Annotated in this window: 24 protein-coding genes; 8 read left to right on the top strand and 16 right to left on the bottom strand. The window is 62.5% G+C overall.

Features of this window, described 5'->3' with window-relative positions; genetic code table 11:
• Positions 1-4 precede the first annotated feature (4 nt).
• A complete protein-coding gene (locus E8E78_RS27460; protein ID WP_049274465.1) occupies positions 5-1,132 on the bottom strand; it encodes a GNAT family N-acetyltransferase in 1,128 nt (375 codons plus the stop codon).
• Positions 1,133-1,395: 263 nt separating this feature from the next.
• Between E8E78_RS27460 and E8E78_RS27465 the strand changes: the two genes are divergently transcribed.
• Positions 1,396-2,640 carry a putative porin gene (locus tag E8E78_RS27465; RefSeq protein WP_019473637.1) on the top strand — a complete coding sequence of 415 codons (1,245 nt, stop codon included), beginning with the start codon at positions 1,396-1,398 and terminating at the stop codon, positions 2,638-2,640.
• 214 nt (positions 2,641-2,854) lie between these two features.
• Here E8E78_RS27465 and E8E78_RS27470 read toward each other — a convergent pair whose 3' ends face one another.
• Together E8E78_RS27470 and hrpA are read right to left on the bottom strand one after the other, a co-directional pair.
• A complete protein-coding gene (locus tag E8E78_RS27470) occupies positions 2,855-3,976 on the bottom strand; it encodes a beta-ketoacyl-ACP synthase III (RefSeq protein WP_049277974.1) in 1,122 nt (373 codons plus the stop codon).
• A 175-nt stretch (positions 3,977-4,151) separates the two neighbouring features.
• Complete coding sequence (hrpA, locus tag E8E78_RS27475) at positions 4,152-8,057, bottom strand: ATP-dependent RNA helicase HrpA (RefSeq protein ID WP_049273340.1); 3,906 nt, start codon at positions 8,055-8,057, stop codon at positions 4,152-4,154.
• Positions 8,058-8,627: 570 nt separating this feature from the next.
• Between hrpA and E8E78_RS27480 the strand changes: the two genes are divergently transcribed.
• Positions 8,628-9,992 carry a glutamine synthetase family protein gene (locus E8E78_RS27480; RefSeq protein WP_049276585.1) on the top strand — a complete coding sequence of 455 codons (1,365 nt, stop codon included), beginning with the start codon at positions 8,628-8,630 and terminating at the stop codon, positions 9,990-9,992.
• A 24-nt stretch (positions 9,993-10,016) separates the two neighbouring features.
• The gene (locus tag E8E78_RS27485) at positions 10,017-11,324 is read left to right on the top strand and encodes an FAD-binding oxidoreductase (RefSeq protein ID WP_049276581.1); all 1,308 of its coding nucleotides are present in this window, start codon (positions 10,017-10,019) and stop codon (positions 11,322-11,324) included.
• 158 nt (positions 11,325-11,482) lie between these two features.
• Here E8E78_RS27485 and fadD1 read toward each other — a convergent pair whose 3' ends face one another.
• Complete coding sequence (fadD1, locus tag E8E78_RS27490; protein WP_016498428.1) at positions 11,483-13,180, bottom strand: long-chain-fatty-acid--CoA ligase FadD1; 1,698 nt, start codon at positions 13,178-13,180, stop codon at positions 11,483-11,485.
• A 359-nt stretch (positions 13,181-13,539) separates the two neighbouring features.
• Complete coding sequence (gene fadD2, locus E8E78_RS27495) at positions 13,540-15,228, bottom strand: long-chain-fatty-acid--CoA ligase FadD2 (protein ID WP_049276580.1); 1,689 nt, start codon at positions 15,226-15,228, stop codon at positions 13,540-13,542.
• Positions 15,229-15,445: 217 nt separating this feature from the next.
• Here fadD2 and E8E78_RS27500 point away from each other — a divergent pair, with 217 nt between their 5' ends.
• Together E8E78_RS27500 and E8E78_RS27505 are read left to right on the top strand one after the other, a co-directional pair.
• Positions 15,446-16,390 carry an alpha/beta hydrolase gene (locus E8E78_RS27500; protein WP_049276579.1) on the top strand — a complete coding sequence of 315 codons (945 nt, stop codon included), beginning with the start codon at positions 15,446-15,448 and terminating at the stop codon, positions 16,388-16,390.
• A gap of 34 nt (positions 16,391-16,424) precedes the next feature.
• Entirely contained in the window at positions 16,425-16,895 is a 471-nt protein-coding gene (locus E8E78_RS27505) for a MaoC family dehydratase (protein ID WP_049276578.1), read from the top strand.
• 125 nt (positions 16,896-17,020) lie between these two features.
• Here E8E78_RS27505 and E8E78_RS27510 read toward each other — a convergent pair whose 3' ends face one another.
• The 7 genes from E8E78_RS27510 to E8E78_RS27540 form a co-directional block, all read right to left on the bottom strand.
• On the bottom strand, positions 17,021-18,259 hold the full coding sequence (locus tag E8E78_RS27510) for an RNA polymerase sigma factor (protein ID WP_049276577.1): 1,239 nt from the start codon (positions 18,257-18,259) through the stop codon (positions 17,021-17,023).
• A complete protein-coding gene (locus E8E78_RS27515) occupies positions 18,259-18,744 on the bottom strand; it encodes an SRPBCC family protein (RefSeq protein WP_049276576.1) in 486 nt (161 codons plus the stop codon). The genes E8E78_RS27510 and E8E78_RS27515 overlap by 1 nt, the downstream gene beginning before the upstream one ends.
• Before the next feature lie 21 nt (positions 18,745-18,765).
• The gene (locus tag E8E78_RS27520) at positions 18,766-19,110 is read right to left on the bottom strand and encodes a YciI family protein (RefSeq protein ID WP_049276575.1); all 345 of its coding nucleotides are present in this window, start codon (positions 19,108-19,110) and stop codon (positions 18,766-18,768) included.
• A gap of 44 nt (positions 19,111-19,154) precedes the next feature.
• Positions 19,155-19,580, bottom strand: coding sequence for a nuclear transport factor 2 family protein (locus E8E78_RS27525; RefSeq protein WP_016498422.1), 426 nt, complete (start codon positions 19,578-19,580; stop codon positions 19,155-19,157).
• A gap of 155 nt (positions 19,581-19,735) precedes the next feature.
• A complete protein-coding gene (locus E8E78_RS27530; protein ID WP_016498421.1) occupies positions 19,736-20,068 on the bottom strand; it encodes a type II toxin-antitoxin system HicB family antitoxin in 333 nt (110 codons plus the stop codon).
• A complete protein-coding gene (locus E8E78_RS27535; protein WP_080889178.1) occupies positions 20,065-20,319 on the bottom strand; it encodes a type II toxin-antitoxin system HicA family toxin in 255 nt (84 codons plus the stop codon). The genes E8E78_RS27530 and E8E78_RS27535 overlap by 4 nt, the downstream gene beginning before the upstream one ends.
• A gap of 136 nt (positions 20,320-20,455) precedes the next feature.
• The gene (locus E8E78_RS27540) at positions 20,456-20,713 is read right to left on the bottom strand and encodes a DUF2790 domain-containing protein (protein ID WP_041167635.1); all 258 of its coding nucleotides are present in this window, start codon (positions 20,711-20,713) and stop codon (positions 20,456-20,458) included.
• Between the two features lie 321 nt (positions 20,714-21,034).
• Here E8E78_RS27540 and E8E78_RS27545 point away from each other — a divergent pair, with 321 nt between their 5' ends.
• Positions 21,035-21,439, top strand: coding sequence for a GNAT family N-acetyltransferase (locus E8E78_RS27545; protein WP_162838447.1), 405 nt, complete (start codon positions 21,035-21,037; stop codon positions 21,437-21,439).
• Here E8E78_RS27545 and def read toward each other — a convergent pair.
• The 3 genes from def to E8E78_RS27560 form a co-directional block, all read right to left on the bottom strand.
• A complete protein-coding gene (def, locus tag E8E78_RS27550) occupies positions 21,394-21,930 on the bottom strand; it encodes a peptide deformylase (protein ID WP_016498418.1) in 537 nt (178 codons plus the stop codon). The two genes, E8E78_RS27545 and def, sit on opposite strands and share 46 nt — an antisense overlap.
• Positions 21,927-22,886, bottom strand: coding sequence for a YihY/virulence factor BrkB family protein (locus E8E78_RS27555; RefSeq protein ID WP_016498417.1), 960 nt, complete (start codon positions 22,884-22,886; stop codon positions 21,927-21,929). The genes def and E8E78_RS27555 overlap by 4 nt, the downstream gene beginning before the upstream one ends.
• 193 nt (positions 22,887-23,079) lie before the next feature.
• The gene (locus tag E8E78_RS27560) at positions 23,080-23,259 is read right to left on the bottom strand and encodes a CsbD family protein (protein WP_016498416.1); all 180 of its coding nucleotides are present in this window, start codon (positions 23,257-23,259) and stop codon (positions 23,080-23,082) included.
• A 243-nt stretch (positions 23,260-23,502) separates the two neighbouring features.
• Here E8E78_RS27560 and E8E78_RS27565 point away from each other — a divergent pair, with 243 nt between their 5' ends.
• Together E8E78_RS27565 and E8E78_RS27570 are read left to right on the top strand one after the other, a co-directional pair.
• Positions 23,503-24,975: a NosD domain-containing protein gene (locus E8E78_RS27565; protein ID WP_049276573.1), complete on the top strand. Its 1,473-nt coding sequence runs from the start codon at positions 23,503-23,505 to the stop codon at positions 24,973-24,975.
• Positions 24,976-25,228: 253 nt separating this feature from the next.
• Positions 25,229-25,609 (top strand): hypothetical protein, encoded by a 381-nt coding sequence (locus E8E78_RS27570; RefSeq protein ID WP_016498414.1) that lies wholly within the window; start codon positions 25,229-25,231, stop codon positions 25,607-25,609.
• A gap of 5 nt (positions 25,610-25,614) precedes the next feature.
• Here E8E78_RS27570 and E8E78_RS27575 read toward each other — a convergent pair whose 3' ends face one another.
• On the bottom strand, positions 25,615-26,451 hold the full coding sequence (locus tag E8E78_RS27575) for a S1-like domain-containing RNA-binding protein (RefSeq protein WP_016498413.1): 837 nt from the start codon (positions 26,449-26,451) through the stop codon (positions 25,615-25,617).
• Between the last annotated feature and the right edge of the window lie 72 nt (positions 26,452-26,523).

Here is a 26,523-nt window from a genome sequence, read left to right on the forward strand (position 1 = left end):
ATGCTCAGTCCCGGCGGTAGGGCAACATCCCCCTCGCCTCCTCGGCATACCCCTTGACCCCTTCGCGCTCCTGCAGCAGGAAATCCTCCACCGCCCGCCGCAACCCCGGGTGCAGCAGGTAATGCCAGGACCGCGTCAACACAGGCTCAAACCCGCGTATCAACTTGTGCTCGCCCTGTGCCCCGGCATCGAAACGCTGGTAACCCTCGGCAATGGCAAAGTCCATGCCCTGGTAGAAACACGTCTCGAAATGCAGCCGGTCGAACTCATCCAGGCAGCCCCAGTAGCGGCCAAACAGGCTATCGCCGCCCACCAGGCTCAAGGCCATGGCCACATCACGCCCACCCTGGCGGGCCATCACCACGCGCACCGCCTCGGGCATGCGCTCGGCCAGCAGACTGAAAAATTCGCGCGTCAGGTAGGGGGCACGACGGCGCACCGCATAGGTGTTGGCATAGCACAGAAAGACGAAATCCCACTGTGCCTCGTCCAGTTCATCACCGCGGTACCAGCGGAAGTCGATACCCTGCCCCGCCACCTGCTCGCGCTCCTTGCGCATCTGCTTGCGCTTGCGCGAGCTCAGGCTGTCGAGAAAATCCTGGAAGTCGCGATAGCCCCGGTTTTGCCAGTGGAACTGACAGCCCAGGCGCTCCAACCACCCTGGCAGGCCCGCTAACTGCGCGTCCAGCGCCGGGTCGGTGAAGTTGATGTGCGCACTGGAAAGTCCGCCCTTGCCCAGATACTCCGGCAGGGCCTGCAGCATAAGCAAACCGTCAGCCGGGTCGGCCGTCAGCAGGCGTGGGCCGCTGACCGGGCTGAACGGCACAGCGCCGAGCAGCTTGGGGTAGTAGGCAATACCGGCCCGGTCACAAGCATCGGCCCAGCCGTGATCGAACACATACTCGCCAAACGAGTGCCACTTGCGGTATGCCGGCAGCAGCGCCCGTACCCGCCCGTCACGCTCCAGCACCAGGTGCTCGGCGGCCCAGCCGGTGTTGCGCTGCACACTGCCGCTGTCTTCCATCGCGCTGAGGAAGGCATGGCGCAGGAACGGTTGGCCCGCCGGCACCAGGGCATCCCAGGTGGCCGCCGGAAAATCACGCAAATGGGCAAGGCTATACAGGCTGGTCACGGTTTCGGCTCGCTGTCTGAAGGCGTTCAGTATCCCCAAGGAACGCTCCGCACTCAAATGACGAAAGCCGGGCTGATCCTTTTACTCTCAATTACTTAACAACAGTGCCACTAATTAGACATTAATCTGTCATTGGCCCCCGCAATACTTGCGCCTGTTTTCCGGAACCCCAGAACCTGTCTATTCAGGCCCTTTCCGAAGACATGCCAACGCAGGGGCAGGCGCTTGAGCCTCCCCCATTTTTTTTCAGTAGGGAGAACCTTATGCGTCTTGTTTCTACACTTACCGGAGTGAGCCTCACCGGCATGATGCTGGCTCTGAGCGCCCCGGCCAGTGCTGCTGTCGACGCCAAGCTGCTCGAAATGCTCCGCGCCAACGGCTCGATCAACCAGGCGCAGTACAACGAACTGCAGGGCGACCTGGCAAAAGAAACCAAGGAAAAGGCCGACCAGAAAGCTCAGTCCGAACGTATGAGCTCCTTTGAACAAAAAGTGGCATGGGCCGCCAAGACCCAGATCAAGGGTGACGTGCGCCTGCGTTACGAAGACGTCAACGTCGATGACCCGAACAGCAGCAGCGGCAACCAGGACCGCCAGCGAGTGCGTGCCCGTGTCGGCTTCTACAGCGAGATCAACCCGCAGGTCGACGCCGGCGTTCGTATAGCCACCGGCAGCAGCGCCGACCGGCGCTCGACCAACCAGAGCCTCGACAACTACTTTGACAAGAAGTCGCTGTGGGTCGACCTCGCCTACCTCGACTGGCACCCTACTGCAGTCCCTAACCTGCACCTCATTGGCGGCAAGATGCCACAGCCTTGGGTAAGCATGGGCGACATCATCTGGGATAGCGACATCAACCCGGAAGGTGTGGCTGCCACTTACAAGGCTGACCTGGGCGGAGCCGAAGTCTTTGCCAGCGCGGGTCAGTACACCCTGAAAGACAACGTCGATGGTGATGGTGTCCAGTACAAGCACGATGCGCAGGTTTACCACGGCCAGTTGGGCGCCAAGTTCGCCCCTGCTGACGTGCTCAAGCTCACCGTGGGTGCCAGCATCTATGGTTACGACAACGACAAGGAAGCAGCCATCCTGCAGTCGTTCGGCAACACCACCAACGAGTTCAATCTGGTGGAAGGCTTTGGCCAGATCGATTTCACCGGCTTGGCCATTCCATTGTCGGCCTATGGTCAGTATGTGAAGAATACCGAGAGCACCGATGGCGAAGATCAAGCCTGGCTGGCTGGTTTGAAAACCAAGGTGGGAGCCTGGAGCCTGGACTACAACTACCGCGATGTGCAGCGTAACGCGGTGGTCAGCCTGTTCACCGATTCGGACTTTGGCAACGGCTTCACCGGTTCGCGTGGTCACAAGTTCAAGGTCGGTTACGAGATCGACAAGAACTTCTCCCTGGGTGCTGCCTACCTGATGGCCAAGACAGATCTGTCGCAGCTGCCGAACAGCAATGCTGACGTAGACACCCTGCAGGTGGACCTGGAAGCCAAGTTCTAAGCGGCAACCTCTCTGCTTCACGCTGAAGCGGGAAACGCCGACCCCATCCGGCGTTTCCCGCTTTTTTTTGCCTGTGAAATTGTAAGGGGCTGCTTTGCAGCCCATTCGCAGCACAAGGCTGCTCCTACAGGGGGACGCGATCCCTTGTAGGAGCAGCCTTGTGCTGCGAATGGGCCGCAAAGCGGCCCCGGCTATCTCGGATCAGATCAAGCAATCAACGCTTGCGCAGAATCACGCTACCAATCGAATACCCCGCACCAAACGAACTCAACACGCCCAGCGAGCCCTTGGCCAGGTCATCCTGGTACAGGTGGAAGGCAATCACCGACCCCGCCGAACTGGTGTTGGCATAACGGTCGAGAATCACCGGTGCATCCTCCTCGGCCACTTCACGCCCCAGCAGCTTCTTGACGATCAGGTGGTTCATGCTGAGGTTCGCCTGGTGCAGCCAGAAGCGCTTCACATCGCTCGGTTGCAGGCCGTTTTCCTGCAGGTGCTCACCGATCAGCTCGGCCACTTTCGGGCACACCTCGCGGAACACCTTGCGGCCTTCCTGGATGAACAGTTTGTCTGCCGCACCCTCACCCTCTTCCGCCGCACGGTTGAGGAAGCCGAAGTTGTTGCGGATGTTGTTGGAAAACTCGGTCCACAACTTGCTGCTGACGATGTCGAACTGATGCGCCGAGGTGGCCTGGTCGGCACGCTCGATCAGCACCGCCGTGGCGGCATCACCGAAAATGAAGTGGCTGTCACGGTCACGGAAGTTCAGGTGGCCAGTGCACACCTCCGGGTTGACCATCAGTACCGCGCGCGCCTGGCCCAGGGCCACACTGTTGGCGGCGGTCTGGATGCCGAAGGTGGCCGACGAGCAGGCCACGTTCATGTCGAAGGCAAAGCCCTGGATGCCCAGCGCCTGTTGTACTTCGATAGCAATGGCCGGGTATGGGCGCTGCAAGTTGGAGCAGGCGACGATCACCCCGTCGACATCGGCAGCCGTGCGGCCGGCGCGCTCCAAGGCCTGGCGAGCGGCGGCCACGGCCATTTCGCAGAGCACCGACGGTTCGTCGTTGGAACGCTCTGGCAGGCGTGGCTTCATGCGCTGGGGGTCGAGGATGCCGGCCTTGTCCATGACGAAGCGGCTCTTGATGCCCGAGGCCTTTTCGATGAATGCCGCGTCGGACACCGGCGCCGCTTCGACTTCACCGCGCTCGATGGCGGCGGCGTTGTCCTGGTTGAATTGCTGCGACCAGGCGTTGAAGGAGGCCACCAGTTCTTCGTTGGAAATGCTCTGGGCCGGGGTAAACAGGCCGGTGCCGCTGATCACGACGTTATGCACGGTCGTTCCTCTGGTCAAAGGCCATCGCCACGGGGCGCTGGCTGGAAATATGGCAGGTTAATGGCACTTTAGTGCCAATTCAGGGGTGTACGCTCACCCCTGTGGGAGCGGGCGTGCCCGCGAAGGGCCGCAAAGCGGCCCCAAATTGCACCAATATTGCCACAACTGTAGAAGTTTAGCCTTCCACCTGACTCCACTGTTTGCTCAGTCGCTTGTCAGAAATCGGCACCTTGGTCCCCAACTGCTGGGCAAACAACGACACCCGATATTCCTCCAGCCACCAACGGTACAAAGCCAGTTGCTCATCACGCTTGCCCTCTTGGGCATGCTTGTCGGCACGGGCCTTGTACTGCGCCCACAGGTTGGCCAGTTCGCCGGACCAGACCCGGTCCTTCTGTACTTGCGAACCCAGCTTCTCCAGGCGCAGTTCCACCGCCTTGAGGTAGCGTGGCAGCTCCTTGAACCACGCCGCAGGCGTTTCGCGCACAAAGCCCGGGTACACCAGGTTGCTTAGCTGCTGCTTGATGTCGTTCAGCGCCACCGCCTGGCTCAGGTCGATCTTGCCCTTGAAGCGCTTCTGCAGGCCATGCCAGAGCTTAAGCACCTCCAACGTCAGCCGCGCCAGGCGCTCGGCATGCTCGGCCCAGCTGCCGCGCTTGCGTTCAGCCAGCCCGGCCAGGGCCGCGCCATCACGAGGCAGTGGTTGTTCTCCCTCGAGAATGCAGCTGTCCAGGCTGGCCAGCAGAATGTCTTCGACCAGCGCCTCGACCCGGCCCATGTCACGGTACAGCAGGCCCAGTTCGGTCAGCCCCGGCAGCTTGCCGCGCAGGAACTTGGCCGGCTCGGCCAGTTGCTGCAGCAACAGCCGTTGCAACGCGCGGCGGTGCTGGAACTCGGCTTCGGCCTGGGTCGAGAAGCGCCCTTCGCGCACGGTGCCGTTGTCTTCGACCAGCGCCGGGTACACGGTCATCGACAGGCCGGCAATCTTCTGCTGGGCGGTCTGTTTCACTTCGCTGAAGGCTTTGGCCTGTACCGGCTGTTCGCTTTTGGCATCACGCGGCACAGCCAGCGCTGCCTGGCTGGCAGCGGCAAAGCGGGCGGTCAGCTCGGCCAGGTCGCGGCCTTCGCCAAGGAACTTGCCTTGGCCATCGACCACTTCGATGTTCATCCGCAGGTGGCCTTCGACCAGCTTGACCGATTCGTCCCAGGCCTCATCGGACACCCGCGCACCGGTCATGCGCAACAGCTCCTGGCCCAGGGCCTGCGGCAGCGCCCCTTGGCCGAACGTCATGCGCGCCAGCGAGGCCTTGACGAAGTCCGGCACCGGCACGAAGTTCTTGCGCAGGGCCTTTGGCAGGTTGCGCACCAGCGCCACGCACTTGGCTTCCAGCAGGCCCGGCACCAGCCATTCCAGGCGTTCACCGGGCAGGCTTGGCAACAGCGGTGCCGGCACCCGCACAGTCACGCCGTCACGCGGGTGGCCGGGCTCGAAATGGTAGCTCAGCGGCAGGCGCAGCTCGCCCACCTGCATGCTGTCGGGGTACTGCGCTGCGGTCACTTCGCTGGCCTCGCGGGCCAGCACGTCTTCCTCGCGCATGATCAGCAGGTTGGCGTCCTTCTGGCTGCCCATGCGGTACCAGCTGTCGAAGGTCGCGGTCTGGTGGATTTCCGCCGGCAGGCGCGCTTCGTAGAAGGCGTACAGCGTTTCTTCGTCGGCCAGGATGTCGCGCCGGCGGGCCTTTGCCTCCAGCTCGTCAAGCTCCTCAAGCAGGCGTTTGTTGGCAGTCAGGCACTTGGCTCGCGACTGGATTTCGCCCCCCACCAGGCCTTCGCGGATAAACAGCTCGCGCGAGGTAACCGGGTCGATCGGGCCGTAGTGCACCGGGCGGCGGCCAACCAGAATCAGGCCGTACAAGGTGATCTGCTCATAGGCCACCACCTGCCCGCGCTTTTTCTCCCAGTGCGGTTCAAAGTGGTTCTTCTTGACCAGGTGGCCGGCCAGCGGCTCGATCCAGTCCGGCTCGATCTTGGCCACCATGCGCGCATACAGCTTGGTGGTCTCGACCAGTTCGGCGGCCATTACCCACTGCGGGCGCTTGCGCCCCAGGCCCGACGACGGGTGTACCCAGAAGCGCCGTTGGCGGGCACCCTGGTAGTCGCCCTCTTCGGTCTTCTGGCCGATCTGGCTCAGCAGGCCACTGAGGATGGCCTTGTGCATCTTCAGGTAGTCGGACGGTTCCTTGTTCACCGTCAACTGCAGCTCACGGCAGATCAGTGCCAGCTGGCGGTGGGCATCGCGCCATTCACGCAGGCGCAGGTAATTCAGGAAGTTCTTGCGGCACCAGTTGCGCAGCGGGTTGGCCGTCAGCGCCTGGCGCTGCTCTTCGAAACCACGCCACAGGTTGACCAGCGCGGCGAAGTCGGAGTCCACGTCCTTCCACTGTGCGTGGGCCTGGTCGGCGGCCTGCTGGCGCTCCGGCGGGCGTTCGCGCGGGTCCTGCACCGACAGCGCACTGGTGACGATCAGCACTTCCTGCAAGCTGCCCAGGCGTGCGCCTTCAAGCAGCATGCGGCCCAGCCGTGGGTCCACCGGCAGGCGCGCCAGCTGGCGGCCGATCGGGGTCAGCTGGTTCTCGCGGTTGACCGCCGACAGCTCTTGCAACAGGTTGAAGCCATCGCTGATGGCCTTGCCATCCGGCGGCTCGATGAACGGGAAGGCATCGATCGCGCCCAGGCGCAGGTGCAGCATCTGCAGGATCACCGCCGCCAGGTTGGTGCGCAGGATCTCAGGGTCGGTGAACGCGGGCCGGCTGTTGAAATCTTCTTCGCTGTACAGGCGTACGCAGATGCCGGGCTCGACCCGGCCGCAGCGGCCTTTACGCTGGTTGGCACTGGCTTGGGACACCGCCTCGATGGGCAGGCGCTGCACCTTGGCGCGGTAGCTGTAGCGGCTGATGCGCGCGGTACCGGTGTCGATCACGTAGCGGATGCCAGGCACGGTCAGCGAGGTTTCGGCAACGTTGGTGGCCAGCACCACGCGGCGCCCGGTGTGCGGTTGGAAGATGCGCTGCTGCTCGGCCGGCGACAGGCGCGCGTACAACGGCAAAATCTCGGTGTGGCGCAGCTGCGCCTTGCGCAAAATCTCGGCGGCATCGCGGATTTCCCGCTCGCCCGGCAAAAAGATCAGCACATCGCCCGGGCCCTTGCCCTCACTGCGCTCATGGTGCGCCAGCTCATCCAGGGTGGCGAGGATAGCCTGGTCGACGGTGAGGTCGTCTTCGATCTGGTTGCCTTCCTCGTCCTGCTCGCTGGTCAGCGGGCGGTACCAGGTTTCTACCGGGAAGGTGCGCCCGGACACCTCGATGATTGGCGCGTTATCGAAGTGCCTGGAGAAGCGCTCCAGGTCGATGGTCGCCGAGGTGATGATCAGCTTCAGGTCCGGCCGACGATGCAGCAGGGTCTTCAGGTAGCCGAGCAGGAAGTCGATGTTCAGGCTGCGCTCGTGGGCTTCGTCGACAATGATGGTGTCGTAGCGCTCCAGCAGGCGGTCGTGCTGGGTTTCGGCCAGCAGGATGCCGTCGGTCATCAGCTTGACCAGGGTGTTGGAATCGCTCTGGTCTTCGAACCGCACCTGGTAGCCGACCAGCCCGCCCAGCGGCGTGCCCAGCTCCTCGGCGACCCGCGCCGCCACGCTGCGCGCGGCGATCCGGCGCGGCTGGGTGTGGGCGATCAGGCCATGGCTGCCACGGCCCAGCTCCAGGCAGATTTTCGGCAGCTGGGTGGTCTTGCCCGACCCGGTTTCGCCGGCGATCACCAGCACCTGGTTTTCGGCCAGGGCCTTCTTGATTTCATCACGCTTGGCGGCGATCGGCAGGTTGTCGTCGTAGCGCACGGTCGGCACGCTCTGCTGGCGCGCGGTGACCTGGGCGCAGGAGTCCTGGACCTTTTCCACCCACTGCGCCAGCTTCGCCTCGTCGGGGCGCTTGCGCAGTTCGTGCAGCTGCCGGCGCAGGCGATGGCGGTCGGCGATCATGGCGTGGTCGAGGTTTTGCAGCAGTTTGTCGATGGCGTGGTCAGTCATGGGGCTTTTTAGTGATGCAGGTGAGCCTGCTTTTTCATGATCGGCATTCGAAGGATGCGCGATTGTCGCAGATTTGGGCCTACTTTGCTGTCCAGGCTGGCACGGTCCCTGTAGGAGCGGCCTTGTGCCGCGATGGGCTGCGGCAGCAGCCCCAGGATTTGCGCCCCAGCACACATTGCCGGGGCCGCTTTGCGGCCCATTCGCGGCACAAGGCCGCTCCTACAGGGATCGCGTAGCGGCTGAAAGTTTAGCAAGGGCATATGTAAAGGTTGCCATTCACTGCTTTAATCAACCTTACGCCGCATGTGAGTATCAAAGGCATGACTCCCGTCCAGCCCATCGCGCCACCGTCCTCCCGCCCTTCGCTCCCGAAGGCCCGGAGCCGCGCCGGGGAAAATCCGCTGGTTCACATCATCCTCGCCTTCTGGGCTTTGTGGCACTGCCGCCACGCGCGCCCACCGGACACCTCGCTCACGCCATTGTGACCAAACCCGGCCTCCTTCTGGCCGTTTGACTCAACTGGGCCGCCTGCTTGTGCGGTGGCCCTGTGCGCCCGTGAGCGAATCAATCATGCACTTTGCACCCGTAGAGCAGGCTTCCCGTTTCCTGGCCGAAAACCCCGATATCGAGCTGTTCGAGCTCTTTATCCTCGACGCCAACGGCGTACCGCGCGGCAAGCTGTTGCACCGCGAGGAACTGCTGGCCGTTTACCAGACCGGCCGGCCGCTGCCCAGCACCATCCTCGGCCTGACCCTGAACGGTGACGACGTAGAAAACTCGGGCCTGGTGTGGGACGTGGGCGACATCGACTGCCGCGCCTACCCGCTTGAAGGCAGCCTGGTGCGCTTGCCCTGGCGCCGGGTGCCAACCGCTGCCGTGCAGGTCAGCATGCACCCGAGCGAAGGCCTGCCGGCCAGCATCGCCGACCCGCGTCATGTGCTGCTGCGCACCATCGAAGCGCTGAAAGCCGACGGCTACCACCCGGTAATGGCCTGCGAGCTGGAATTCTTCCTGCTCGACCAGCAACGCGATGCCCAAGGCCGCCCGCAACCGGCGCTGGACAACGACGGTGGCCGCCCGCGCGCCACTCAGGTCTATGGCCTGCGTGAACTGGAGCAGATCGAACCGTTTCTTGCCGACCTGTACGCCGCCTGCAAGGCCCAAGGCATTCCGGCGCGTACCGCCATTTCGGAATACGCCCCAGGCCAGGTGGAAATCACCCTGGAGCACGGCGATGCGCTGCAGGCGATGGACCAGGCCGTGCGCTACAAGCGCCTGGTGAAAGGCGTGGCCCATGCCCACGGCATGCAGGCCTGCTTCATGGCCAAGCCGTTTGCCAACCTGGCCGGTACCGGCATGCACATGCATCTGAGCCTGGCCGACAGTGCGGGCAACAACCTGTTCGCCAGTGAAGACAAAGCCGGCACCCCGCTGCTGCGCCAGGCTGTGGCCGGCATGCTGCGCCACCTGCGCGACTCGCTGCTGCTGTTCTGCCCCAACGCCAACTCGTTCCGCCGCTTCCAGGCCAACAGCTATGCGCCGCTGGCGCCGACCTGGGGCGTGGACAACCGCACCGTGAGCCTGCGTGTGCCAGGCGGCCCGGCCAACAGCCGGCATGTGGAACACCGCATTTGCGGCGCCGATGCCAACCCCTACCTGGCCGCAGCGGCCATTCTCGCCGCCAGCCACCGGGGCATCCGCGAACAGCTGGACCCGGGCGCACCGGTGGAAGGCAACGGCTATGCCCAGGCCACCGAACACCTGCCCACCGACTGGCTGACTGCCCTCGATGCCCTGCAACATTCCCATTGGGCCCGCGAAGCATTGGGCGAAGACTTCCTTGGCGTGTACCTGAAGGTCAAACGCGCCGAGTACCGCCAGTTCATGGCCGAAGTCAGCGAGCAGGACTGGCGCTGGTACCTGCACCAGGCCTGAGCCCCTACATAACAAGGAACACCCATGAACGCAGCATTCAACAAAGGCCCGGCGCAACGTGCGCCGTCCTACTACAGCGCCACCCTCAACGACCACACCGAGTACCCGCAACTCAAGGGCACGGTGCAGGTGGACGTGGCCATCATCGGTGGCGGCTTCACCGGCGTCGCCACGGCGGTGGAGCTGGCCGAGCGAGGCCTGAAGGTGGCTATCGTCGAAACCAACCGCATCGGCTGGGGCGCCAGCGGGCGCAATGGCGGCCAGGTCACCGGCAGCCTGTCGGGCGACGAGGCCATGCGCACGCAGATGCGTAGCCACCTGGGCGCCGACGTCGACGATTTCATCTGGCACCTGCGCTGGCGCGGGCACCAGGTGATCGAACAGCGCGTGGCGCGCTATGGCATCGACTGCGACCTCAAGCACGGCCACCTGCATGCGGCGATGAAGCCCTCGCACATGGACGAGCTGCGTGCCTTCGAGGCCGAGGCCCGCCGCCGCGGCATGGGCGAGCAGGTGCAATTGCTCGACCGCGCGGCAGTGGCCGAGCACCTGCAGAGCCCGCTGTACCTGGGCGCGTTGAAGAACCTGCGCAACCTGCACCTGCACCCGCTTAACCTGTGCCTGGGTGAGGCCCGCGCTGCCCACAGCCTGGGTGCGCTTATCTTCGAGAACTCCGAGGTGCTGGACATCGTCCACGGCCCGCGCCCGGCGGTGGTTACCGCCCATGGCCGGGTCGAGGCACGCCAGGTGATGCTGGCCGGCGATGTGTACCACAAACTGGAAAAGCGCCAGCTCAAGGGCAAGATATTCCCGGCCATGGGCGGCATCGTCACCACCGCGCCGCTGGGTGAGCTGGCCGAGCAGATCAACCCGAAGGACCTGGCGGTGTACGACTGCCGCTTCGTGCTCGATTATTACCGCCTGACCGCCGACAAGCGCCTGCTGTTCGGGGGCGGCGCCAACTACTCGGGGAAGGATTCACGCGACATCGAAGGCGAACTGCGCCCGTGCATCGAACGCACCTTCCCGGCCCTCAAAGGCGTGCCCATCGAGTTCCAGTGGAGCTGCGCCATGGGGATCGTGGTCAACCGGATCCCGCAGCTGGGCAAGCTGTCGGACAACGTGTGGTACTGCCAGGGTTATTCGGGGCACGGCATTGCCACCAGCCACATCATGGGCGAGATCATGGCCGAAGCGTTGACCGGGACACTGGAAAAGTTCGACACCTTTGCCCAGTGCAAGCATGTGCGGGTGCCGATGGGGGATTTGCTGGGCAACCCACTGCTGGCGGCGGGGATGTGGTACTACCAGATGCTGGAAAAACTGCGCTGAGCCTGAAAGCGGTGCAACCTCTGTAGGAGCGGCCTTGTGCCGCGAAAGGGCCGCAAAGCGGCCCCAGGGTCTCAGCCGGAATGCTGAAATTGCTGGGGCCGCTTCGCGGCCCTTTCGCAGCACAAGGCTGCTCCTACAGGGACCGCGCTGGCGGGGCGTCAGGCGATCTTCTTCAAGCCCTGCTTCTTGAGCTCTTCATCGCGCAGCTCGCGGCGCAGGATCTTGCCCACGTTGGTGGTCGGCAACGAATCGCGGAACTCGATCAGGCGCGGCACCTTGTAGCCGGTAACGTTGGCACGCATGTGCTCCATCACCTGCTCCTTGGTCACGGTCATGCCCGGCTTGACCACGATGAACACCTTGATCACTTCACCCGACTTCTCGTCCGGCACACCAATGGCTGCGCACTGCAGCACACCTGGCAAGGCCGCCAACACGTCTTCCAGCTCGTTAGGGTACACGTTGAAGCCCGAGACCAGGATCATGTCCTTCTTGCGGTCTACGATGCGCATGTAACCGTCGGCCTGGATCAGGGCGATATCGCCGGTCTTCAACCAGCCTTCGCTGTCGAGGATCTCGGCGGTGGCGTCTTCGCGCTGCCAGTAGCCCTTCATCACCTGCGGGCCCTTGACGCACAACTCGCCCACCTCGCCCAGCGGTAGCTCGTTGCCGGCGTCGTCGATGATCTTGCACAAGGTCGATGGCACCGGAATGCCAATGGTACCCACCTGGTTCGCTTCTGCTGGGTTCACCGCTGCCACCGGGCTGGTTTCGGTCATACCGTACCCTTCGCATATGGCGCAGCCGGTAACGGCCTTCCAGCGCTCGGCCACGCTCAATTGCAGGGCCATGCCGCCCGACAGGGTGATTTTCAACGACGAGAAGTCCAGCGCACGGAACGCCTCGTTGTTGCACAGGGCAACGAACAGGGTGTTAAGGCCGACAAAGCCGCTGAACTTCCACTTGCCCAGTTCCTTGACCATGGCCGGCAGGTCACGCGGGTTGCTGATAAGCACGTTGTGGTTGCCGATCAGCATCATCGCCATGCAATGGAAGGTGAAGGCGTAGATGTGGTACAGCGGCAGCGGGGTGATGAGGATTTCGCAGCCTTCATGCAGGTTAGAGCCCATCAGTGCACGGCACTGCAGCATGTTGGCCACCAGGTTGCGGTGGGTCAGCATAGCGCCCTTGGCCACGCCGGTGGTGCCACCGGTGTACTGCAGCACGGCCACGTCGTTGGCCTGCGGGTTGGCCTCGGTCACCGGCTGGCCCTTGCCCAGGGCCAGGGCGTCGTTGAAGCGCACGGCCTGCGGCAGGCTGTAGGCCGGCACCATCTTCTTCACGTACTTGATCACGCTATTGATCAGCAGGCGTTTGAGCGGCGGCAGCAGGTCGGCCACTTCGGTGACGATGACGTGCCTGACCTGAGTCTTGGGTACCACCTTCTCGGCCAGGTGAGCCATGTTCGCCAGGCACACCAAGGCCTTGGCGCCGGAGTCGTTGAACTGGTGTTCCATCTCCCGCGCGGTATACAGCGGGTTGGTGTTGACCACGATCAACCCGGCACGCATGGCACCGAAGACCGCGACCGGGTATTGCATGACGTTGGGCAGTTGCACGGCAATGCGGTCACCGGGCTTGAGGTCGGTATGCTGCTGCAGCCAGGCGGCAAACGCCCCCGACAGCGCATACAGCTCGCCATAAGTGATAGTCTTGCCCAGGTTGCTAAAGGCCGGTTTGTCGGCAAAGCGTTGGCAGGATTGCTTGAGTACTGCCTGGATATTGGGGAATTCGTCAGGATTGATTTCCGCCGTAATCCCGGCTGGGTACTTATCCTTCCAAAAATTTTCGATCATGGAAGCCCACTCCTTCAGCAACAGCGAAGTTCGATTGGCGCGTCGATGCGCTTATTATTGATATGAGACGGCGGTTCGTTGCAAACCGGATCGTCTGAAAGCGGGCCGAGAGTAACAGCTTTGCCTGGGGTCGCCTAGAGGCCAAAACAGGCCTTGCAGTCACAAAAATGACTCAATGAACAATACAGGTCATTTTTAGAGTTTTTAACCAAAATGTCGCAGATCAGGCTGAAACAGGCCTGTTAGACCACCTTCAAGGCATTCGCGGGTGAACCCGCTGCCACAGGGGACCGCACAAAGCTTGGAGGCTGTGCAGTACCTGTGGGAGCGGGTTCACCCGCGAAACAGCCAACATAGACTCAAGCTATGTCCCGCAACTCCCGCCGCAGGATCTTGCCCACCGGCGTCATCGGCAACGAATCACGCAGCACGATGTGCTTGGGTACCTTGTAGCCGGTGAAGTTGGCTTTGCAGTAGGCCTTGAGCTCATCCACGCTCACCCCGCCCTCGCGCGGCACCACAAACAGCTTCACCGCCTCGCCTGAGCGCTCGTCCGGCACGCCGATGGCTGCACAGTTGGCAACCTTGGGGTGGCCCATCACCACGTCCTCGATCTCGTTGGGGTACACGTTGAAGCCCGAGACGATAATCATGTCCTTCTTGCGGTCGACGATGCGGGTGAAACCGTCCGGGTCGATCACCGCGATATCCCCGGTCTTGAACCAGCCGTCCGCATCCAGCGCTTGAGCAGTGGCCTCAGGCTGCTGCCAGTAACCCTTCATCACCTGCGGGCCCTTGATGCACAACTCGCCCCGCTCGCCCAGCGGCAATTCGTTGCCGTCATCGTCGATAACCTTGAACGCGGTACCCGCCACCGGGATGCCCACGGTGCCCAGGCGCGCCAGCTGGCCATAGGGGTTGGTGCTGGCCACCGGCGAGGTTTCTGTCAGGCCGTAGCCTTCGACAATGCGGCACCCGGTAAGGGCCTCCCAGCGTTCGGCAGTGGCCTTGACCAGCGCCGTGCCGCCGGAGTTGGTGACCTTCAGCGCCGAGAAATCCAGCTGGCGGAAACCGGGGTGGTCCATCAGCGCGACAAACAGGGTGTTCAGCCCCAACAGCGCCGAGAAACGCCACTTGCCCAGCTCCTTGATGAAGCCGGGGATGTCACGTGGGTTGGTGATCAGGACGTTGTGGTTGCCGGTGACCATCATGCACATGCAGTTCGCAGTGAAGGCATAGATGTGGTACAGCGGCAGCGGCGCGATCATCACCTCCTGGCCGTCCTTGAGCAGCTTCTGCCCGTCGGGGCCGTGCTGCGAGAAGCAGGCGAGCACCTGCAACATGTTGGCCACCAGGTTGCCATGGGTGAGCATGGCGCCCTTGGCCAGGCCAGTGGTGCCGCCGGTGTACTGCAGCACGGCAATGTCGTCCAGGCTCAACGGCACCGGTTTGGGCGACTGCTCGCGGCCTTGGCGCAGCACCTGCTTGAACGATATCGCCTGGGGCAGCTGGTAGGCCGGTACCATCTTCTTCAGCTTGTCGACCACGGTGTTGATCAGCCAGCCCTTGGCGGCGGGCAACAGGTCGCCCATCTTCGCCTCGATCAGGTACTCGATGCCAGTATCGGGCAGCACCTCCTGCACACGCTTGCCAAACATGTTCAGGTACACCAGCGCACGTGCGCCACTGTCCTTGAACTGGTGGCGCATTTCGCGCTCGGTGTACAGCGGGTTGGTGTTGACCACGATCAAGCCGGCGCGCATGGCACCAAAGACGGCGATCGGGTATTGCAGCACGTTGGGCATCTGCACCGCGATGCGGTCGCCCGGCTTGAGGTCGGTGTGCTGCTGCAACCAGGCAGCAAATGCTGCCGAATGTCGCTCCAGCTCCGCGTAGGTCAGGGTCACGCCCAGGTTGCTGAACGCCGGGCGGTCGGCAAAGCGCTTGCAGGAGCGCTCGAACACCTCGACGACCGAGGTGTAGGCATTGATGTCGATGGTGGAAGGCACGCCCGCCGGGCGCTTGTCATTCCAGAAGTCGGCTTGCATTTATTATTGTTCCTCTGCCTGGACCTGCACTGCGTCCTTTAGTCCTTTACCTGATCGCCTGCTGGCGAAAAGGCGTTGATCCGACGTTAGCAGGTAAGCCCAAGGCGGCATATACGCCAAGTGCCGCCATTAACATTGTGAATCTTATTTGTGCCCTTCCTGCAATCCGGCCGGTTGTGCATACACTGTTCGGGAACCGCGCGCACAAGGACCCGCCATGCCCCACGACGCCTTCTGGCTACCCGCCAGCGAGCACTGCAGCCTGCACGTGCACCAATGGCTGCCGGCCACACCGGTAAAAGCCGTGGTGCTGCTGGCCCATGGCATGGCCGAGCATGCCGGGCGCTACCAGCGCCTGGGCCGTGCCCTGAGCGAGGCAGGCTTTGCCCTGTTCGCTGCCGACCAGCGCGGCCACGGGCGCACCGCCGAGCTGGGCAGCCTCGGCCTGTTCGCCCGCCATCATGGCTGGAATGCCGTAGTCAACGACCTTGGGCTGCTGGCCCAGCACATCGGGCAGCAGTTCCCGGGCACACCGTTGTTTCTGTTCGGCCACAGCATGGGCAGCTACATCGCCCAGGCTTACCTGCTGCACCACAGCGCCAGCCTTCACGGGGCGATTCTCAGTGGCTCCAACTACCAACCGGCGGCGCTGTATCGCGTGGCGCGGCTGATTGCCAGGCTGGAGGCCTGGCGCCAGGGGCCGCAGGGCAAGAGTGCGCTGATCGAATGGTTGTCGTTCGGTTCGTTCAACAAAGCGTTCAAGCCCAACCGCACGGCGTTCGACTGGCTTAGCCGCGACCCAGCCGAGGTCGACCTGTACGTCAGCGACCCGTTGTGCGGCTTTCGCTGCAGCAACCAGCTGTGGCTCGACCTGCTCCAAGGCTTGGCGCAAATCAGCCAGCCGAGTAACCTCGCGCAGATCGATCCGAACCTGCCCATGCTGGTAATCGGTGGTGAATGTGATCCGGTCAGTGCCGGCAAGCGTCTCACCCATTTGGCCGACGCTCTGCGCGCGACCGGCAATCGACATGTACAGCTGCGCGTCTATCCTGAGGCGCGGCACGAAGTACTCAACGAAACCAACCGTGACGAGGTCACCGCCGATATTCTCGGCTGGCTTGAACAGGCGCTGGCCCTTGGCCGCCCTGTGCGCAGTGAATGATAGCCGCCCTCGCCCAACGCTTAAGGAAGCACCGATGTCCCAGGTCACCAACACGCCTTACGAAGCCCTCGAAGTTGGCCAGACGGCCGAGTACAAGAAGTCCGTTGAAGAACGCGACATCCAGCTGTTTGCTGCGATGTCCGGTGACCACAACCCGGTTCACCTGGATGCCGAGTTTGCCGCCAAGAGCATGTTCCGCGAGCGTATTGCCCATGGCATGTTCAGCGGCGCGCTGATCAGTGCTGCAGTGGCCTGCACCCTGCCTGGCCCTGGCACCATCTACCTGGGCCAGCAGATGAGCTTCCAGAAGCCGGTGAAAATTGGCGACACCCTGACCGTGCGCCTGGAGATTCTCGAGAAGCTGCCCAAGTTCAAGGTGCGCATCGCCACCAATGTGTACAACCAGAACAATGAGCTGGTGGTGCAGGGTGAGGCCGAGATCCTGGCGCCGCGCAAGCAGCAGACAGTCGAGCTGGTGTCGCCGCCGAATTTCGTCGCCAGCTGAAGATTGATGTAGATCGCACCGGCCTCTTCGCGGGTAAACCCGCTCCCACAAGTACAGCACAATGCTCAATCTGTGCTGATCCTGTGGGAGCGGGTTTACCCGCGAAAAGGCCAGCGCAGCCGACATCACTCGATGACTTTCAACCGCTGTTCGATATGCCGCCGCTCCGGCGCCTGCCGGGTTAGCGCCAGCGCCTGCCGCCACGCCGCACGCGCCTCCTCCACCTGCCCCAGCTGATAATGCAGCTCGGCCCGCGCCGCATGCGCCAGGTGATAGTCCAGCAGTTCCCCCCGCGCCAGTATCCCTTCGACCTCCCGCAGGCCAACTTCCGGCCCGTCCCGCTTCGCCAGCGCCACCGCCCGGTTCAGCTCCACCACCGCTGACGGCCAGTGCCGCTGCAACACGTCATACAGCCCGACAATCTCCGTCCAGTCAGTCTCTTGTGCCGTAGCTGCTTCAGCGTGCACCGCAGCGATCGCCGCCTGTACGGTGTAGGCGCCAAATGCCCGGCTTTGCAGGGCCTGGCGCACCAGCTCGCAGCCCTCGTCAATGCGTTTCCGGTCCCACAGGCTGCGGTCCTGCTGTTCCAGCACCACCAGGTTGCCGTGGGCATCGGTTCGCGCCTGCTGCCGGGACGCCTGCAGCAGCATCAAGGCCAGCAGGCCGATCGCCTCCGCATCAGGCAACAATTGCACCAGCAGCCGCGCCAGGCGAATGGCTTCATCGCTCAGTTCCTGCTGCAGCAGTGACTCGCCCGAGGACGCCGAATAGCCTTCGTTGAATACCAGGTAGATCACCCGCAACACGCTCTCCAGGCGCTCGGGCAGCTCGTTCAGTTCCGGCACCTGATACGGGATGCCAGCGTCGCGGATCTTGGCTTTGGCGCGGACGATGCGCTGGGCGATGGTGGCCGGGCTTTGCAGGAAGGCGCGGGCAATCTGCTCGGTGGTCAGGTCGCAGACTTCGCGCAGGGTCAGCGGCACCTGGGCATCGGCTGACAGCGCCGGGTGGCAGCAGGTGAAGATCAGCCGCAATCGGTCATCCGCCAACAACTCTTCTTCACTGGGGTCGTGTGCCTGGCCGTCGAGCAGCATGCTCAGGTCTGCCTGAGAGCGGTCGAAACGGGCCCGTCGGCGCAACGCATCGATGGCCTTGAAACGCCCGGTGGAAACCAGCCAGGCCCGTGGGCTATCGGGGATACCATCGCGCTGCCAGCGCTCGACGGCGATGAAGAAGGCATCATGCATGGCCTCCTCTGCCAGGTCGAAATCACCCAGCAGGCGGATCAACGTCGCCAGGATGCGTCGCGAATCCCGCCGGTACACGGCCTCGACTTCGGCACGCACCTGCGCCAGTGCCGTCATCAGTCGGGCATCCGCTGGGTCACCACCTCCACCAGGCGGTCCAGGCTTTCTCCCCAGCCCTGGTAGAAGCCCATTTCCTCATGGGCCCGGCAGTCAGCGGCATTCCAGTGCCAGGCGCGGGCGGTATAGCGGGTTTTGCCCTGCTCCTCGTCAAAGCTGATGACGGCAGTCATGAAGGCCTTGTCCGACGGCACCCAACCGGGGCCAAAGGCATCGGTGAACACCAGCCGGCGCGGCGCGGCAATTTCCAGAAAAACGCCCTGGGTCGGGTATTCACTACCATCCGGCGCCCGCATCAGGGTGCGGAATACCCCCCCAACCCACAACTGCATCTCGCACTCCGGGGTGGTCATGCCCTGCGGCCCCCACCACTGCATCAGCCACTGGGGTTCGGTCCAGGCGCGAAACACCTTGGCCGGCGGTGCGTCGATCAGGCGGCTGATGGACAACTCGTGTTGTGCTTGCGCGGGGTGTGCAAGGCTCATGCTGATGGTTCTCCGTAGCTGTCAGGGTTGCAGTTCGCGCACCGGTCGCACCTCGACACTGCCGACCCGTGCCGCCGGGATGCCCTTGGCGATGTTCAGCGCTTCGTTCAGGTCGCGGGCTTCCACCAGATAGAAGCCGGCGAGTTGCTCCTTGGTTTCGGCAAACGGGCCGTCGGTTAGGCTCATGTGCCCGTTACGCACCCGCACCGTGGTGGCGGTTTGCACAGGCTTGAGCGCCTCGGCCGCCAGCATTCGCCCAGAGCCATGCACGGCTTCGGCGTAGGCCATGCATTCGGCGTCTTCCGGGCTGTCGAGCAGGCTATGCAGCAGCCCCTCGTCACAATAGACCAGGCACAGGTATTTCATGATCGCCTCCAGGGCATCGGCAAAGTGCGTTTGGCGATAACGGCTCAGGGCTTGAGATCGAACAGGGCTTTTTGCGTTTCCATGTCAAAAGGCGCCGACCAGTGTTCGTGGATCACCTGCCACTGGTCACCTTTCCGACGATAGCCCACGGTGGCGCGCATGAAGCCGCACTGGCTTTCGTCGTCGCCCGGGCCGCAGCGGTTCAGCCAGTGGGCCAGGGCCAGGTCGCCCGCGGCATGTACGGTGAGTTCGGCCAGTTCGAAGACCATGGGGCCGGTGCACATGCCCATGCACATTTCCCAGTGCGCCGTGTAGGCGGCTTTGCCTTTGAATTGCAGGGCCTGGATGGCATCGAAGGCAACGATGTCATCGGCATAGGGGGCGGTGATATTGGGGATGTCACGATCGCGCACGGCCTGCATCCAGCGTTCGATCAGTTGGCGGATCTCGGTTTCGGCTGCGGTGCTCATCGGGGTGCCTCCGACAGTACGTAAGGTTTTGACACGCAGTGCGGCGTGCCTTCACCTATGGTCGAACGGAGAGCGGAGGAATCGACAGGCCTTGGTAACTATTCTGTTCAGTGACGGCAGGATATTACCTATGCGCTGCGTTAGAGCAGCGTGGCTCAGGCCATCGCGGCTTGTTCAAATACCTCATCAGCCCACTGATTCAGGCTTTTACCGGCAGCACGGGCAGCGACACTCGCCGCAGCATGAACCTCAGGCCGAATTCTCAGCATGACCTTACCCGAAGCAGGCTTCTCCGGAGTAATGCCCTGCTCTGCACAATCGGCCAGGTAATCCTCCAGTGCATCGCGGAACGCTTCATGCAATTCGGGCACCGACCTTGCGTGAAAACTGATGATGTCTCGCATACCGAGCACACGGCCGACGAAAATGTCATCACGCTCGTCGTACTCGATACGAGCGGCGTAGCCTTTGTAGCGCATGCAACTCATGTCCTGACCCCTGCCCGTAATAGAAATTCGCGAGCTTCTTCAATCTGATACCGCTTGGCTTCTTTACCTGGATGAGGCCGGTGACACCTCCAGCAGTGCTCACCAAGCAGCAGCTTGACCCTTGAGCCTTGCCGCTCCTGCACCTGGCCACCGAGATGGAGTATCAATGCCTCAATTTCGGAAAAAGCCAACGACGCCGTTGTCGGCGTTCGGAAAATTGCGTCGAGAATTTTGCGGTATCGAGTGTTCATCGAAAAATGCTATCAAATTAAGATAGCACTTTTTCCTCGATATTCATTCAGGATTTTACATTGCCGAGCTGTAAGACCGCTGATGGCCCTCTAGCCTGGGGAAGCAAGAGAGCCATCAATCTTTGACAAGGCCCGATCAACCCTGCTGACAACCCTCACCCATGGCCCGATACTGGATGGTGTGCACCTGGCCCTGGTGGTCTTCGTAGGTCATGGTCGCAGGCACCACTTCGCAGACATTGGGGATGGTCGAGAGGTTGATCACCCGTTTGATGTCCAGGTTCATGGTGTAGTCGTACTGCTGTGCCACAGGCTGGCTGGAGACAGGTTGGGCCTCGTCGGCAAGGGCGAACGAGGACAGACCGACCAATGCAAGAATCAGTAATGGTTTCATGTGGGTTTGCCTTTTGAGCATTCAAGCTGATCGATTGACTTCTGATGCCGTCAATGGCGCGGAGAAGTTGCCATCTACGGTGAAGATGGCACGAAGTACCGATCCCGCTTCGTACTGCCAGGGGGGATGAGTAAAATTTTACTCCCGGTTCGCAATAGTTGAACCCTGAAGTCGGATATTCACCCTTGCCGTATTTGCAACAATCTGCGTCAAATTGGCCGCAAAATCTCACGCCAGAGCCTTTGGCGAGCTTTCAGGGCAGGACCCGCCATCTCATTAAAAAATATTCACTGCTCGAAACTCTCGGCCACAGAACGCCGGCTGCTGGACCACTTTTACCGCCAACAGGGCTCGCGCATGCGGGCTGCGGGCGACGCTGAACTGTGGGTGGCAAGGGCCCCGGGCATCGTTGCAGGCTTGAGCCTGAGTGGGGTGGGTGAAGGCTTTTGGTTGACGGGACTGTTCGTGGACCCGCAGCAGCGTGGCCAAGGCGTGGCCGGGCAATTGATCGAGGCGGCGCTGGAACAGGAAAAGGGACCAACCTGGCTGTTCTGCCACCCGGACCTGGTGCCGTTTTATGCGCGCCTGGGTTTCCACATGGCCGTGCAACTGCCCCAAACCCTGGCCGGTCGCCTACAGCGCTACCAGCGTAGCAAACGCCTGATAGCGCTACAGCGGGGTCAGTCGTCGCTGAGCTCAAGCCCGGGGAACAGCACCTCGGTGTAGCCGAACTTGGCAAAGTCCTGAATACGCGACGGGTACAGCCGGCCGATCAGGTGGTCGCACTCATGCTGCACGACCCGCGCATGAAAGCCGTCGGCAAAGCGGTTGATCGGGCTGCCCTGGGGGTCGACCCCTTCGTAGCAGATATGCTTGAAGCGTGGCACCACACCCCGCAGGCCCGGTACCGACAGGCAACCTTCCCAGCCGTCCTCCACTTCAGTGGACATCGGCGTGATGACCGGGTTGATCAAAATGGTCTGCGGCACCGCTTCGGCATCCGGGTAGCGCTCGCTGCGCTCGAAGCCGAAAATCACCAACTGCAGGTCGATACCAATCTGTGGCGCGGCCAGGCCTACGCCGCCCACATGGCGCATGGTTTCGAACATGTCGTCGATCAATTGCTGCAGTTCGGCAGTACCGAGCATGTGCTCGGGCACTGGCGGGGCGATGCGCAGCAGGCGTTCGTCGCCCATCTTTAAAATGTCACGGATCATCTGGGGTTCGGCTCGGAAGGTTGGTGCTGGCTCGGTTGCGGGTGTTCATGGCCCAGCACGGTGATGGTTTCCGGGGCCTTGTGCCCTTCGAAATCCTTCTCGCCAGGGTTCTTGCCCTCGCTCGACATGTGCTCGATCACCGCATTCATCTCCGCGCCCAGCAGCAACACGGCGGCGGAAATATAGAAATACAGCAACAGCACGATGATTGCACCAATGCTGCCGTACATGGCGTTGTAGTCGGCGAAGGTTTTCACGTAGTAGGCAAAGCCCAGTGACGCCACGATCCACACCACCACCGCCAGCACCGAGCCGGGGGTGATGAAGCGAAACTTCTGTTTTACGTCAGGCATCACGTAGTAGATCAGGGCCACCGCCACCATCAGCAATATGATGATCACCGGCCAGCGCAGAATGGTCCAAAGCGTGACAATGAACTCCTGCATGCCGATCTGGGCGGCGATCCATTCCATCACCTGCGGGCCCAGCACCATCAGCGCTGCGGCCGCCAACAGCATGCCAGCCAGGCCGATGGTGTAGAAAATGGAAAGCGGGATACGCTTCCACACCGGGCGGCCTTCGGGCACATCGTAAGCAGCGTTCATCGCGCTCATCATCAGGCGCACGCCAGCCGACGCGGTCCACAAGGCAATCACGATACCCACCGACAACAGCCCGCCCTTGGACTGCTGCAACTGGTCGATCACCGGGTTGACCTGTTCCAGTGCCTGAGGTGGCAGCACCAGTTCCGATTGCAGGCGCAGCCACGAAAAGAAGTCCGGCAAATGCAGGAAACCAATCAGGGCAATGAGGAACAGCAAGAAAGGGAACAGCGAGAACAGCGCCTGGTAAGCCAGCGCGGAGGCGTAGGTGGACATCTCGTCATCAAGAAATTCCTTGACGGTACGAACCAGCACGCGATGCAAGGGCAGGCCCTGCAGGGCGGAAAAAATCATAGCGTCTCCTTTCGCCGCTCGATCGATTCAACAGACAAGTCTAATAGACCATACCGCTGCTGTGCTGCTCCCGGCCAATGCATCAAAATTGTGTAAGCCTGTATCAGCCTCTTCGCGAGCACGCCCGCTCCCACAGTCAGGTACTTGTGGGAGCGGGCGTGCCCGCGAAGAGGCCGGTTCAGGTTGCCTCAAATCAAGGCTTCTTCACTGCATCCTTTACATCGCCCTTGACCTGCTGCGCCTCGCCTTTAAGCTCCTGCGCCTTGCCTTCGGCGCGCAGCTTGTCGTTGTCGGTCACCTTGCCAACACCCTGTTTCACGTTGCCGATTGCTTCGTTGGCCAGACCTTTCGCTTTGTCTTTAGTACCGCTCATGGCAAAACTCCTGCAAATGGAGACACGTGAACCGTGTCGACAGAAGGTGGACCCACTACCCTCGCCGGGAGTTTCAACGGATTTTCCAGTCACAAGCCGAGCGGTAAAACTGCGGGCGAATACCGCACCAAATCACCCCGGCGCACCTACGCAGCTGGCATCGCTGCCCTAAAATGCCCGCAAACGTCCGCCCAGAGCAGGCTGACACTCGATAAAAACAATGTTTTCCGGATACCCGCACCCATGCGTCTGATGCCTGCGCTGGTGGCCTTGCTGCCACTGCTCCCCCTGCCCGCCCTGGCCGCCGCACCGGCCAACCCCGAAACCCTGCGTGTCGAGCGCTACGCTGACGACGACCAACCGGGCTCGCTGCGCTGGGCCATCGAAACCAGTAACCAGAACCCCGGCCACTACAGCATCGACATTGCCGCCGTCGGCAAGCCGCCCTACGTGATCCGCCCCAGCCGTGCGCTGCCGGAAATCAAGGGCCCGGTGCGCATCACCGGCCTGCCTTGGGCCCGCGATGGCCAATACATCGCCATCGACGGTTCGGCCTACATCAAGGACCAGGGCGTACGTACCTGCCCCGGCGCCCTGCCCGGCCAGTTCGGCACCAACGTGCGCACCACCACCAACCCCGGGCTGGTGCTGCGCGACACCCAGGGCGTGCACCTGAGCGGCCTGGAAGTGCGCAACTTCTGCATCGGCATCCTGGTCAACCGCGCCAGCGGCAACGTGATCGAAGACAACCGCATCGTCGCCAACAAAGGTGGCGCGGGCATCATGCTGACCGGTGACGACGGCGCGGGTAACCCCACCGCCACCACCACGAACAACAACAAGGTGCTGCGCAACCAACTGATCGACAATGGCGACGGCCTGGAGCTGACCCGCGGAGCGGCATTCAACCTGGTGGCCGACAACCTGTTCCGCTCCACGGCGGCCAACCCCGAACCCTCGCAGGGTATCGAGATTCTGCTGGGCAACGACAACAGCGTGGTGCGCAACCGCTTCGAGAACTACTCCGACGGCCTGCAGATCAACTGGGGCAAGCGCAACTACCTGGCGGCCAACACCTTCAGCGGCAACTCGATCGGCGTCAGCGTCACCGGCGAGGGCAACATCCTCGACGGCAACCTGATCCACGGCAACCGCATCGGCGTTGCACTGCGCCCGGAACCGGATGCTACCGCCACGCGCCTGAGCGGCAACCGCATCTGGGGTAACAGCCAGGATATCCGCCGCTGTGAAGCGGGCGGTTCGTGCGTGCCGGGCCAACGCACCGGCGCCATCGTGTTTGGCGTGCCTGCGCAGGCGCATGCGCTGTATGTAGGTTCGCGCGGGGTGGGCGCCGACTTGCCGAAGAAAGACCAGGCGATCATCTGCAATGCCAACGGCGAGCCCAAGCCTTGCCAGCCGCTGCCCAACCATAACCAGCAGGCGCCAAGGCTGATTGCGCTGGAAGGCAATGTGTTGCGCGGTGAAGTACAGGGGCCGGAGTCGAGCCTGCTGCGGGTGGAGTTCTTTGGCAATGCCGAGGCCGATGGCAGCGAGGCGGAGCAGTACCTCGGGAAGGTGCTGGTGAACAGTGACAAGCAGGGGCAAGCCCGGTTCGCACAAGTGCTGGAGAACATCGGCGGGTTGCGCAGCTTTACCGCGACCGTGACCACTGCCGATGGGGCAACCTCCGAGTTGAGCCAACCTGTTCGGCGCTAACAACACCGACCCTCATCGGTTAATACGGCCGTTGTAGGAGCGGCCTTGTGCCGCGAAGGGGCTGCAAAGCAGCCCCAAGGTTCTAGCATCCGAGCCAATATTGCCGGGGCCGCTCCGCGGCCCTTTCGCGGCACAAGGCCGCTCCTACACTGACCGCGTCAGCCCCAACGCAAAGGTCTTCATCAAACCTTGCCCCGCCCCGTGCCACCCCTCACAATGCAGGCCTTCATAGCGTCAACCCGCAGGAACCTGCATGAAACTCGACAAACCCGCCGCCATCGCCCGGCGCAACGAAGCATTGGCCAAGCCGGTGCTGAACAGCAGCAACACCCTGTTCGCCATCCTGGACAACAAACGCAACCTGTGGTGGTTCGAAGTGCCCGTGAAGCTGCTGGGCAAGGGCCAGGCCGACTGGGTCAACCTGCTGCTGCACACGCCAGAGAGCGATGAGCTGCAGCACCTGAAAGTGCCCACCAACTTCCTCAAGGCTCACCTGGAGCAGATGGAAGTGCGCAAGCCCGGCAAGCGGCGCTCCACCATCAGCCTGGCCCTCAGCGCCGACCGCGACTCGCTGCTGCGCGACACCCGTCCGGGTGGCGAGCAGCTGGACTTCCGCAACTTCGTACAGCCGTAAGGCCGTCAGGCCTTTTCGATACGATCGTCATGGATGACGATCAGGCCCTGCTTGAACAACGCGCCGATGGCCTTCTTGAAGTTGCCCTTGCTGACGTTGAACAGCTTGCTGATCAGGGCCGGGTCGCTCTTGTCGCACACGCCCAACACCCCACCTTCAGCCTCCAGGCGCGCCATGATCTGCTCTTGCAGGCTGTCGGCCAGGGCCGCACCTACCGGTTGCAGGCTCAGGGCGATCTTGCCGTCGTGGCGCACTTCCTTGATGAAGCCCTTCTCATGCATGCCCGAACGCAGGAACTTGAACACCTCGTTCTTGTGGATCAGGCCCCAGTGACGGTTGTTGATGATGGCCTTGAAGCCCATCGGCGTTTCGCCGGCCACCAGCAACTCGACCGGTTGCCCGACTTTGTAGTCGGCCGGGGTGACGTCGAGGTAACGGTCCAGGCGTGACGTGGCGGTGATGCGGCGGGTGCGCTTGTCGAGGTAGACGTGCACCACGCAGTAATCGCCGATCTTCAGCTGCCGTGCCTCTTCCGAGTACGGCATCAGCAGGTCCTTGGGCAGGCCCCAGTCCAGGAAGATGCCGGCACCGTTGATGTCCTTGACCTTGAGGCTGGCAAACTCACCCACCTGCACCTTGGGCTTTTCGGTGGTGGCGATCAGCTGATCTTCGCTGTCCAGGTAGATGAATACGTTCAGCCAGTCATCCACCTCGGTTTCGGCGTTTTTCGGGATGTAGCGCCCCGGCAGCAGGATCTCGCCATCGGCGCCGCCGTCCAGGTACAGGCCGAAGTCCACGTGCTTCACGATTTGCAAACTGTTGTAACGCCCAAGCAGAGCCATTTCTGATGATCCTCAAGACAAGGGGGCTATTTTCCAGACAGACACGGGGTGGTGTCAAAGCTTCCGGACGGT

This window comes from Pseudomonas sp. BN505, from assembly GCF_029873175.1.
In the GTDB taxonomy this organism is placed as follows: Bacteria; Pseudomonadota; Gammaproteobacteria; order Pseudomonadales; family Pseudomonadaceae; genus Aquipseudomonas; species Aquipseudomonas putida.